We start from the raw sequence: 10210 nt of genomic DNA, 5'->3' as shown, positions 1-10210 counted from the left end.
TGTTAATGTATGGGGGAAAATCGGAGAGTACGAAAAAAAAATACAGGAGATATCATTAACTGAGTTGAGACTTAAGCATCTGGAAGAGAAGCTCGAATTATCATTAGAAAATCATCAGCATTTGGAAAAGAGGGGAGGATTGGTGCAGAAAGATCAAATGGTGTTAGAAAATGCTGATTCTGCTGATTCTAGTGTTATTGAACCTGTCCAGCCTGTCTCGGCTGAGTAAGTTTTCTCGTTCCTTGCAACTCTTCTTCGGTTTTAATTTGCTCTTGTAATTAGTAACCCTCGCTGAACTTGATTTATCAATTATCTGTGTGTTGAATTTTAACAAAGAAATGGTGGGCCCAGCTGGACTTGAACCAGCGACCTGCCGATTATGAGTCGGATGCTCTAACCAACTGAGCTATAGGCCCCAAAGAAGAGGGCGCCATTATACGAAGATTCGATAATGGCGCCAACAATGGTTTAGTTTTCGCTGTCGAGGAAGCTGCGCAGGTGTTCTGAGCGGCTGGGGTGACGCAGTTTGCGCAGGGCTTTGGCTTCGATCTGTCGAATCCGTTCCCGGGTTACATCGAACTGTTTGCCCACTTCTTCCAGGGTGTGGTCGGTGTTCATGTCGATGCCGAAGCGCATGCTGAGTACCTTCGCTTCACGGGCGGTGAGGCCGGCCAGCACTTCGCGGGTGGCTTCCTGCAGGCCCTCGATGGTGGCGGAATCTACCGGTGAATCGATGGTGGAATCTTCGATAAAGTCACCCAGATGGGAGTCTTCATCATCGCCGATGGGGGTTTCCATCGAGATGGGCTCCTTGGCGATCTTCAGCACCTTGCGTACTTTGTCTTCCGGCATTTCCAGGCGTACGCCCAGTTCTTCAGGGGTGGGCTCGCGGCCCATTTCCTGCAGCATCTGGCGGGATACCCGGTTCAGCTTGTTGATGGTTTCGATCATGTGCACCGGAATACGGATGGTGCGGGCCTGGTCCGCGATGGAGCGGGTGATGGCCTGACGAATCCACCAGGTTGCGTAGGTGGAGAACTTGTAACCGCGGCGGTATTCGAACTTGTCCACCGCTTTCATCAAACCGATGTTGCCTTCCTGGATCAGGTCCAGGAACTGCAGGCCACGGTTGGTGTATTTCTTGGCGATCGAAATAACCAGACGCAGGTTGGCTTCCACCATTTCCTTCTTGGCGCGGCGTGCCTTGGCCTCGCCGATGGACATGCGGCGATTGACTTCCTTGATTTCCGGAATGGTCAGGCTGATCAGTTCCTGCAGCTGCACCATGCGGCGCTGGGCGCGCAGTACTTCCGGGCGCACATTGGCCAGGCCGTCGGAATAGGGTTTGCCGGCCTTGATGTGCTGGTCGATCCATTCCAGGTCCACTTCGTTGCCGGGGAAGCTCTTGATGAACTCCTTGCGCGGCATTTTGGCCAGGCGGATACAGTTGTTCATGATGGTGCGTTCGGCGGCACGGATGGAGGTGAGGGTGTCGCGAATTTCGGTTTCCACCTGATCGAACAGGCGGGGCACCAGCTTGAAGGTAACAAAGTGGTCAGCCAGCTTGCCCAGGGCGGTTTCGGCGCGCTTGGATTCGCGGCCATGCTTGGCAATGGCGGCTTCCGCTTTTTTGTACAGCGATTCCAGTTCGTCGAACTTTTCTTTGGCCAGCTCCGGATCGATATTGTTGTCATCGCTGGAGTCGTCGCTGTCGCTGTCGGAATCGTCGTCTTCATCCTCATCATCGTCGTCACCGTCGTTTTTCTGGGCAGCGACCGGTTCCTGGTTGATGGGGGTGGGGGAGGCGATTTCGTCCTCTTCGGAGATAAAGCCGGAGATGACGTCCGACAGGCGGCCTTCTTCGCTCTCGGTGACGCGATGGTATTCACCCAGCACGGTGTCGATACAGCCGGGCCAATAGGCCAGGGCGTGCATGACTTCGCGGATGCCTTCTTCGATGCGCTTGGCAATGACGATCTCGCCTTCGCGGGTCAGCAGCTCCACGGTACCCATTTCGCGCATGTACATGCGCACGGGGTCGGTGGTGCGGCCTGGCTCGCTCTCAACCGAGGCCAGGGCAGCGGCGGCTTCTTCAGCAGCATCTTCGTCGGTGTTGTTGGCATTGTCATTGAGCAGAAGTTCATCGGTTTCCGGTGCTACTTCGTGCACGGGAATGCCCATGTCGTTGATCATGCCGATGATGTCTTCGATCTGATCCGGGTCGGTGATGTCCGCCGGCAGGTGATCGTTCACTTCTGCATAGGTGAGGAAGCCCTGTTCCTTACCTTTGGTAATCAGTTGTTTTAGCTGGGACTTTTGCTGTTCAGTATTGGAGGTCATGAAATGCCCATTCCGTCTGGTGCGCGAAGAACGCGGCATTATACAGGGTAAGGCAGGCCGTTGCTACCGGCAGCCCACGGAGTTTATCGGCTCGGGTGTGTTGATAATAAATGCTTACATTTCAGCCCTCTCGGTTGGTTTGCCGGTCGGCGTTACCCGGTCAAGCTCGCTCAAATTGGTGATTATTTGGACAGTTCTTTCTGTAAGTGTAGTAGTTCTTTGAACTTGTTCTTGTCTTTGACGCCATCGGCGATGATTTGATCCAGATCCTGCTCCACTTTTTGCAGGTAGAGCCGCCGCAGGGCATCGCTCAACTCCGGGCTTTGCTCGTCGTTGGGCAGTAAAAACTCCCGTGCCGCCAGTTTGAAAATGGTGGCGCCGTCTTCCCGGTTTTGCCAGTGGCCGAGGATGGCAGCGGTGGAGGCATCCGGCTTTTGTTTAATAAATTCAAAGAGTTCCAGTAAGGTCTCCATGCGCGGCAACTGCAGCTCCCCGAGCCCATCCGGCAGCGATAGCTCCGCGGCCTGGCGTGGGGCGTTCAGCAGCATGCGGATGGTGGCGTCCACCAGGGATAATTCGTCCCGTTGTTTGGGCTTTTGCAGCGCTTTGCGGCGCACGGGTTGGCGTGAGCCGGCGTTATATTCTTCATATGGGGGTGGCTGGTCAGAATGCAACCCCTCCATTTCGGGATAGTCGGCGTAATCGTGCCCCGGGCCCAATCCATGGCGGGCATCAGGGGCGCTGGGCTCTGCTCGCGGGGCTTCCGGGGGGGCAAGCTGGATGTCCTGCAGTTCGGTGATTTCCCCCAGCCGCTTCAGCATCAGTTGCTGCAGTACGCCGGCGGGCAGCTGTTCCAGGTGGGGCTTGGCCAGGCTGGCCAGGCGGGCGCGACCGTCCAGGGTGCGGGTGTCCACCTCGGCGCTTAGATATTTGAAAAAGTACTCAGACAGGGTGTCGCATTCGTTGAGCAGGCCTTCGAAGTAGTCTTTGCCGTTTTTGCGCACCAGGGTGTCCGGGTCTTCCCCTTCCGGCAGCAACAGAAACTTGATCTGGCGGCCGTCTTTGGCGGTGGGGAGGGCGTTTTCCAGGGCGCGCCAGGCGGCCCGGCGTCCGGCTTCGTCGCCATCAAAGCAAAAGATCAGTTCGTCGCTGTGGCGGAACAGCTTTTCAATGTGGTCGCGGCTGGTGGCGGTGCCCAGGGTGGCCACGGCATAGGGGATGCCGTATTGGGCCAGGGCAATCACGTCCATGTAGCCTTCCACAATCACAAAGCGGCGGATCTTGTTGCTGGCCTGTTTGGCTTCATACAGGCCGTACAGCTCGCGCCCTTTGTGGAACACCGGGGTTTCCGGCGAGTTCAGGTATTTGGGTTTGTCGTTGCCCATGACCCGGCCGCCAAAGGCAATGACCCGGCCCCGGCTGTCGCGGATGGGGAACATCACCCGGTCGCGGAAGCGGTCGTAACGGTGGCCCTGTTCGTTCTCGATCAGCAGCCCGGCGCTCAGCAGGCGTTTGACCCCGGTGTCGCTGCCGCCCAGGGCAGTGATCAGGTTGTCCCAGCCTTGCGGGGCATAGCCCAGGCGAAACTGTTTTGCGGTCTGGCCCGACAGGCCCCGGGTTTTCAGGTAGCCCACCGGGCGTTCCTTCACCTTGGGGTTGCGCAGTTGTGCCTCATAAAAGGCAGTGGCCGCTTCCAGGATCTGGTATAGCGGCTGGTAGTCCTCCCGGGGTGCGCCGACGCCTTCTTCCCGGGGCACTTCCAGCCCCAGGTTGCGGGCCAGGGTTTCGATGGATTCCACAAAGCCCAGACGGGTGTAGTCCATCAAAAAGCCGATGGCGTTGCCGCTGGCGCCACAGCCAAAGCAATAATAGAACTGCTTTTCCGGGCTGACGGTGAAGGAGGGGGTTTTTTCCTGGTGGAAGGGGCAGCAGGCGGAGTAGTTTTTGCCGGTGCGTTTCAGGTGCACATAGCTGTCGATGAGTTCCACCAGATCGGTTCTGGCGAGAACATCATCGATGAAGTTTTCTGGGATGCGGCCGGCCATAAAGGAAAGTGCCTGCGGTGGCCCGGTCTAGCCCAGCAGCTCTTTGACCTTTTTGCTGACGGCGCCCATGTCGGCGCGGCCCTGTACCTGGGGTTTGACGATGGCCATCACGTTACCCATGTCTTTCATGCCTTCGGCGCCGGTTTCGGCGATGGCAGCCTGGATGATGGCGGCAATGGCGGCGTCGTCCATGGCTTCCGGTAAGAACTCTTTCAGCACATCGATCTCGGCCAGTTCTTTTTGTGCCAGGTCGTCGCGGCCGCCCTGGGTGAACTGCTCCACGGAGTCTTTGCGCTGTTTGACCATTTTGTCCAGGATGGCTAGCACCCGGGTGTCGTCCAGCTCGATGCGCTCATCCACTTCCACCTGCTTTAGGGCGGAGGTGGCCAGGCGCAGGGTGGCCAGGCGTTCTTTGTCTTTGGCGCGCATGGCGTCTTTCACGGCATCGTTCAGTTTGGTTTTTATTGCTGACATGGTGATTTCCGCTCTGGTCTGAAGAATAATCGGATAAAACAACAATACGCCGGATCGGGTCTGGCCCGCCGGCGTCTTGTGTAAGGTATTTGCGGCTAAAAAAGGGCTTAGAACAGGCGCTTACGACGGATCTGTTCGCGAGCCACTTTCTTGGCGTGACGCTTAACAGCGGCTGCCTGCTTGCGCTTACGTACCTGAGTGGGCTTTTCGTAGAACTCACGGCGGCGTACTTCCGCCAGAACACCCGCTTTTTCGCAGGAACGCTTGAAGCGACGCAGGGCTACGTCGAATGGCTCGTTTTCTTTTACCTTTACATTAGGCATTAACAAATCACCTTACTTTTGAATTCTGTTTACGGTTCCTGTTGATCCTTGAAACCGGTTCTTGACCCACCAAGAGACCTGTTCTTGACCCATGGAACCTGTTCTGCCAGGCCGGTGGCCATTAAGGGTGCCGCATTTTAATGGCATTGATAGGGAAATGCAAAGCCGGTTTTTGGTAAACTGCGTGGAATTTCCCCCGATATGGGGGTTCAGGTTAATTGGGTTAGGAAAAGTTGTGCGAATATTAGGCATTGAGACCTCCTGTGATGAAACCGGGGTGGCGGTGTACGACAGCGAGCAGGGCATTCTGGCGGATGCGTTATACAGCCAGATCGACCTGCATGCGGAATACGGCGGGGTAGTGCCGGAGCTGGCCTCGCGGGATCATGTGCGCAAGTTGCTGCCCCTCATTGACGAGGTGATGCAGCGGGCCGCCTGCGCCAAAACCGAACTGGATGCCATTGCCTATACCGCCGGCCCCGGTCTGGTGGGGGCGTTGATGGTGGGGGCTTCGGTGGCCAAATCCCTGGCCTTCGCCTGGGGCATTCCGGCGGTGGCGGTGCACCATATGGAGGGCCATCTGCTGGCGCCCCTGTTGGAAGATCCAGCCCCGCAGGCGCCCTTTATTGCACTGTTGGTGAGCGGCGGGCATACCCAGCTGGTGAATGTGGAGGCCATCGGCCGCTATGAGATTCTGGGGGAATCCCTGGATGATGCCGCCGGGGAGGCCTTTGACAAGACCGCCAAAATGCTGGGGCTTGGCTATCCGGGTGGGCCGGCCATCGCCCGGGCGGCGGAGCAGGGTACCCCGGGCCGGTTTCAGTTCCCCCGCCCCATGGTGGATCGTCCGGGGCTGGACTTCAGCTTCAGCGGGCTCAAGACGTTTACCCTTAACACCCGGGATGACTGCGCCGGGCAGGCTGATCTGAACAGTCAGGATGTGGCGGACATTGCCTGGGCATTCCAGGATGCGGTGGTGGACACCCTGGCCTTGAAGTGCCGGCGAGCCCTGCGTCAGACCGGTGCCCGCCAGCTGGTGGTGGCCGGTGGGGTCAGTGCCAATCGCCTGCTGCGGCAACGGCTGGCAGAGATGGTGGCGAAAGAGAAGGCAGAGGTGTTTTATCCTCAGCTGCGCTATTGCACCGACAATGGCGCCATGATCGCGTTCGCCGGTTACCAGCGCATGCTGGCGGGAAGCGATCCGGATCTCAAGGTGCAGGTGCGGGCCCGTTGGCCCCTGTCAGAACTGCAGGGTTGATGGTGCCAGGCGGTACTGCGCCCATGCTCAATCGTCGGCGTGGGGGTGGCGGAAGCCCTGCTCCTGCCCTTTGATCAGCAGCACAATGTTGTGGCGGTGGCGGAACAGCAGCAGCAGGCACAACACCAGGATCGGATGAAACAGTTCCGGGTAAGATAGCAGCAGGATGAACGGCGCCAGAAAAAACGCGGCGATGGACGCCAGAGAGCTGAAGCGGGTGGTGAAGAACACCAGCAGCCAGATGCCCCCCACCATCAACAGGGTGGGCCAGTGCAGGGTGCCCAGCACGCCGAACGCCGTGGCCACCCCTTTGCCGCCCCGAAAATCAAAATACACCGGATACAGATGGCCGAGAAAAGCGCAGAATCCGCAAAGTGCCGCGATGGTTTCCGGCATGCCCAGCTCGCGGGCGATGACGATGGGCAGTACCCCTTTGCCCACATCCCCCACCAGCGTCAGGGCGGCGGCGAATTTGTTTCCCACCCGCAAGACGTTGGTGGCGCCGGGGTTGTGGGAACCCTGGGAGCGGGGGTCGGGAAAACCGAACAGGCGACACACCAGAATGGCGGCGGAAATCGAGCCGATCAGGTAGGAAAAAATCCAGAGGACGATGGCGAGCAGGCTTTCCAGAACAGTATCTCCCATGATTGCTGCGCTATTGTTTCACTTCGGGGCAGTGTGCTCAAGAGTGCTCAAGGGGGGTGACGTTCAGGGGCGCACAGATCCCGTGTGCAACTTGTCACAACGGGCGCCCTCTTGGTAGATTCCCGCAAACAGACTGAATTAGGCCGGACCATGGACATTGTTTATATACGAGAGCTGAAGATTCAAACCGTGATCGGCATCCTGGACTGGGAGCGGGCCATCAAGCAATCCGTGGTGCTGGACCTGGAAATGGCTTCGGACATCCGCCCGGCGGCCGCCAGTGAAAACATTCAGGATGCCCTGGATTACAGTGCCGTGGCGGCGCGCATCACCGGCTTTGTGGAGCAGAGTGAGTTTCTGCTGGTGGAAACCATGGCAGAGCAGGTTGCCGCCATTGTACTGGAGGAGTTCAAGGTGCCCTGGCTGCGATTGCGCCTGAGTAAGCCGGGGGCGATCCGCGGCGCGCGGGATGTGGGTATTCTGATTGAAAGGGGAGCCCGTCCCTGATGGCGCGGGTCTACCTCAGCCTGGGCAGCAACATCGACCGGGAGCGTTACATCCGGGCCGGGCTGGCGGCATTGGAGGCGGCCTTCGGTGGTCTCACGGTGTCCCCGGTGTATGAAAGTGAGGCGGTGGGTTTTGACGGCGATCCGTTTTACAACCTGGTGGTGGGCATTGAAACCCATCTTGGGGTGGGTGCGTTGCAGCGCGTGATCAAAGCCATTGAGGATGATCACGGGCGTATTCGCAGTGGCCCCAAATTCAGCCCCCGCACCCTGGATATCGACATTCTTACCTACGATGATTGGGTGGGTGAAGTGGAGGGGGTGGTGTTGCCGCGGGATGAAGTGCTTAAAAACGCCTTTGTTCTGTTGCCGCTGGCGGACGTGGCCGGTGAAGAGTTGCACCCGCAGGTACAGCGCACTTACGCAGATCTGTGGGCGGAATACGATAAATCCCGGCAGGCACTGTGGCCGGTGAACCTGCCCTGAATCCTGAACCCGCTATTCAAAGCAGGCTCTCAAACCAAGCTTTGCCCCCCGTCCACGGCGATATCCTGTCCGGTGATGTAGGGGGCGTCCTCCGCCAGAAAATAAATGGTGCGGGCGATGTCCTGCTCGGTGCCCATTCTCTGCAGCGGCACTTGTGCCACGATCTTCTCTTTCTCTTCTGCGCTGGGGTCGTGATCCCCCACTGGCCACAGCATGACCCCCGGCGACACCGAGTTCACCCGCACGCTGGGTGCCAGCAATTTGGCCATGGAGCGGGTCAGGGTGTGCAGGGTGGTCTTGGCCATGTTGTAGGGAATGAAATCCACGTTGGGGTGTGTGGCCATGGCATCGATGATGTTGACCACGTTGCCCTGGCTGGCCAGCAATAATGGGTGCAGGGATTGAATCAGGAAATACGGCGCCCGGGCGTTGCTGGAAAACAGGTCCTGCCAGTGTTCCTGGGTGGTTTCCCCCAGTTGGGTGGGGTAATAAGAGGACGCGTTGTTCACCAGCAGATCCAGCCGGTGTTTCCAGCTTTTGGTTTGCTCCGCCAGCTGTTGCAGGGCCTCCGGGTCAGCCAGGTCGGCATGCAGGGCGATACAGGAATGGGCTCGTGCTGCATTCAGTTTATCCCGCAGGGTTTTCGCCAGATCCCCCGACGCCCGGTAATGCAGAATGATGTCGTAGTTGCGTTGGTGCAGGTATTCAGCGGTAAAGGCCCCGATGCGCCGGGCCGAGCCGGTGATCAGGGCGACTTTGTTTTGGGGGTGACTCATTCGGCGTCCTTCAGGTAGCTGCGCTTGATGTTGCGGATGGCGTCGATGCGCCGCTTGCGTAATTCGGTGCCCAGGGTTTCCCCTTTGTAGCCCAGGTGCACCAGCTCTTTGGCTTCAACCTGGCGGGCGGCCTGGGCACAATCCCGCAGGTAGTCTACCTGATGGTAGTTGCGGTCTTCAAAACCGGTGCGGCCCCTGGCGTCGGCCTCGCAGGCCAGCAGAAAACCCTCCAGGGTTTCGCCGCGGCGGAACAGGTCCAGCGCTTCAAACAGTCGCATCACGGTGCTGGGTTTCAGCTCAAATGCGCGATGGCAGTGGGTGTGGTAACGGGCCACCAGTCGGCTCAGGCGTTTTACCGGATTGGGTGCCCGCAGGCGCGCGCAGACTTGTTTGCTGAGGAACTCGCTGATGTCTTCATGGCCTGGATGGCTGGGCAGCTTTTCCGGTGGTGTCAGACCTTTGCCCAAATCGTGGCACAAGAGTGAAAACAGAATGGGGATGCGCTGTTCGGTAACCTCGGGTGTGGCGCTGTCGGTCATCAGGCGCAGGGCGGCCTGCAGCGTCATCATGACGTGCACCCCGGTGTCGATTTCCGGATGGTGCTGTGGTGGTTGTGGCACCCCGAACAGGGTATCCAGTTCGGGGAAGACCACCGCCAGTGCATTGCATTCCCGCAAGGCTTCAAAGTAACGCCAGGGGCTTGGCTCCTGCAGGGCTTTCTCGGTTTCCACCCAGACTCGTTCCGGTGTGAGGTGTTGCAGTTCACCGCTGGCAGCGATCTGTTGCATCAATTTCAGCGTGTCGTCGGCAATGCGAAAACCCAGTCGATCATAGCGTGCCAGAAAACGGGCCACCCGCAGCACCCGCAATGGGTCTTCCACAAACGCGTGGGAGACATGGCGCAGCACCCGGTTCTGCAGATCCTGCTGTCCGCCATAGGGATCAATGATGTTGCCCTTATCGTCTTCGGCCATGGCGTTGATGGTGAGGTCGCGACGAGAGAGGTCTTCTTCCAGTGTGACGTCCTGGCCGAAATGACACTCGAATCCGGTGTAACCCGCGGCCGTTTTGCGTTCGGTGCGAGCCAGTGCATATTCCTCATGACTGGTTGGATGCAGAAATACGGGGAAATCCTTGCCCACGGATTGATAGCCCTGTTGCAGCAGTGCGTCCGGGGTGGCGCCCACCACCACCCAGTCCCGATCTTTCACCGGGAGATTCAACAACTTGTCGCGTACTGCGCCGCCCACCAGATACACATTCATGCCGTGCCGTTCCAAATGCTTTCGTGAATTATTTCTTAAACGTTGAAAAAAGCGTTGACCCTGAATCGAATCAACACCTATATTGTACTGCA

The 10210-nt window shown here is 58.3% G+C and carries 11 protein-coding genes and 1 tRNA gene; 4 read left to right on the top strand and 8 right to left on the bottom strand.

Going from position 1 to position 10210, the window contains the following annotated elements:
• The coding region (locus D9N14_RS17580) for a hypothetical protein (protein ID WP_290582136.1) at positions 1 to 229 on the top strand (229 nt) is incomplete at its 5' end.
• A 110-nt stretch (positions 230 to 339) separates the two neighbouring features.
• Here the strand turns inward: D9N14_RS17580 and D9N14_RS17575 are convergent.
• The 5 genes from D9N14_RS17575 to rpsU all read right to left on the bottom strand — a co-directional run bounded on the left by D9N14_RS17575 (position 340) and on the right by rpsU (position 5182).
• Positions 340 to 416 (bottom strand) — tRNA-Ile (locus D9N14_RS17575).
• A 52-nt stretch (positions 417 to 468) separates the two neighbouring features.
• Positions 469 to 2340, bottom strand: coding sequence for an RNA polymerase sigma factor RpoD (gene rpoD, locus D9N14_RS17570; RefSeq protein WP_411267954.1), 1872 nt, complete (start codon positions 2338 to 2340; stop codon positions 469 to 471).
• 182 nt (positions 2341 to 2522) lie between these two features.
• Positions 2523 to 4385, bottom strand: coding sequence for a DNA primase (gene dnaG / locus D9N14_RS17565; protein ID WP_290582132.1), 1863 nt, complete (start codon positions 4383 to 4385; stop codon positions 2523 to 2525).
• A gap of 27 nt (positions 4386 to 4412) precedes the next feature.
• Positions 4413 to 4859 carry a GatB/YqeY domain-containing protein gene (locus tag D9N14_RS17560; protein ID WP_290582130.1) on the bottom strand — a complete coding sequence of 149 codons (447 nt, stop codon included), beginning with the start codon at positions 4857 to 4859 and terminating at the stop codon, positions 4413 to 4415.
• Positions 4860 to 4966: 107 nt separating this feature from the next.
• Positions 4967 to 5182, bottom strand: a complete 216-nt coding sequence (rpsU, locus tag D9N14_RS17555) for a 30S ribosomal protein S21 (RefSeq protein ID WP_290582128.1) — start codon at positions 5180 to 5182, stop codon at positions 4967 to 4969.
• Between the two features lie 235 nt (positions 5183 to 5417).
• On the opposite strand from rpsU, the gene tsaD reads away from it, so the two are divergent.
• The gene (gene tsaD, locus D9N14_RS17550; RefSeq protein ID WP_290582125.1) at positions 5418 to 6440 is read left to right on the top strand and encodes a tRNA (adenosine(37)-N6)-threonylcarbamoyltransferase complex transferase subunit TsaD; all 1023 of its coding nucleotides are present in this window, start codon (positions 5418 to 5420) and stop codon (positions 6438 to 6440) included.
• Positions 6441 to 6467: 27 nt separating this feature from the next.
• Here tsaD and plsY read toward each other — a convergent pair whose 3' ends face one another.
• On the bottom strand, positions 6468 to 7085 hold the full coding sequence (plsY, locus tag D9N14_RS17545) for a glycerol-3-phosphate 1-O-acyltransferase PlsY (protein WP_290582123.1): 618 nt from the start codon (positions 7083 to 7085) through the stop codon (positions 6468 to 6470).
• 150 nt (positions 7086 to 7235) lie between these two features.
• Between plsY and folB the strand changes: the two genes are divergently transcribed.
• Both folB and folK read left to right on the top strand, forming a co-directional pair.
• Positions 7236 to 7592 (top strand): dihydroneopterin aldolase, encoded by a 357-nt coding sequence (gene folB, locus D9N14_RS17540; protein ID WP_290582121.1) that lies wholly within the window; start codon positions 7236 to 7238, stop codon positions 7590 to 7592.
• On the top strand, positions 7592 to 8077 hold the full coding sequence (gene folK, locus D9N14_RS17535; protein ID WP_290582119.1) for a 2-amino-4-hydroxy-6-hydroxymethyldihydropteridine diphosphokinase: 486 nt from the start codon (positions 7592 to 7594) through the stop codon (positions 8075 to 8077). Before folB ends, folK begins: the two co-directional genes overlap by 1 nt.
• A 29-nt stretch (positions 8078 to 8106) precedes the next feature.
• Here folK and D9N14_RS17530 read toward each other — a convergent pair whose 3' ends face one another.
• The gene (locus D9N14_RS17530) at positions 8107 to 8853 is read right to left on the bottom strand and encodes a pteridine reductase (protein ID WP_290582117.1); all 747 of its coding nucleotides are present in this window, start codon (positions 8851 to 8853) and stop codon (positions 8107 to 8109) included.
• Positions 8850 to 10118, bottom strand: coding sequence for a multifunctional CCA addition/repair protein (locus D9N14_RS17525; RefSeq protein WP_290582115.1), 1269 nt, complete (start codon positions 10116 to 10118; stop codon positions 8850 to 8852). Before D9N14_RS17525 ends, D9N14_RS17530 begins: the two co-directional genes overlap by 4 nt.
• Positions 10119 to 10210: the final 92 nt, after the last annotated feature.

This window comes from Ketobacter sp. (genome assembly GCF_003671495.1).
In the GTDB taxonomy this organism is placed as follows: Bacteria; Pseudomonadota; Gammaproteobacteria; order Pseudomonadales; family Ketobacteraceae; genus Ketobacter.
This window is presented reverse-complemented; position numbering and strand designations above follow the sequence as displayed.

Bases quoted from the DNA above. Each gene is read 5' to 3' on its own strand.
- rpsU (WP_290582128.1), bottom strand. From the start codon at position 5,182: ATGCCTAATGTAAAGGTAAAAGAAAACGAGCCATTCGACGTAGCCCTG.
- dnaG (WP_290582132.1), bottom strand. From the start codon at position 4,385: ATGGCCGGCCGCATCCCAGAAAACTTCATCGATGATGTTCTCGCCAGA.
- folK (WP_290582119.1), top strand. From the start codon at position 7,592: ATGGCGCGGGTCTACCTCAGCCTGGGCAGCAACATCGACCGGGAGCGT.
- D9N14_RS17530 (WP_290582117.1), bottom strand. From the start codon at position 8,853: ATGAGTCACCCCCAAAACAAAGTCGCCCTGATCACCGGCTCGGCCCGG.
- plsY (WP_290582123.1), bottom strand. From the start codon at position 7,085: ATGGGAGATACTGTTCTGGAAAGCCTGCTCGCCATCGTCCTCTGGATT.
- D9N14_RS17525 (WP_290582115.1), bottom strand. From the start codon at position 10,118: ATGAATGTGTATCTGGTGGGCGGCGCAGTACGCGACAAGTTGTTGAAT.
- D9N14_RS17560 (WP_290582130.1), bottom strand. From the start codon at position 4,859: ATGTCAGCAATAAAAACCAAACTGAACGATGCCGTGAAAGACGCCATG.
- folB (WP_290582121.1), top strand. From the start codon at position 7,236: ATGGACATTGTTTATATACGAGAGCTGAAGATTCAAACCGTGATCGGC.
- rpoD (WP_411267954.1), bottom strand. From the start codon at position 2,340: ATGACCTCCAATACTGAACAGCAAAAGTCCCAGCTAAAACAACTGATT.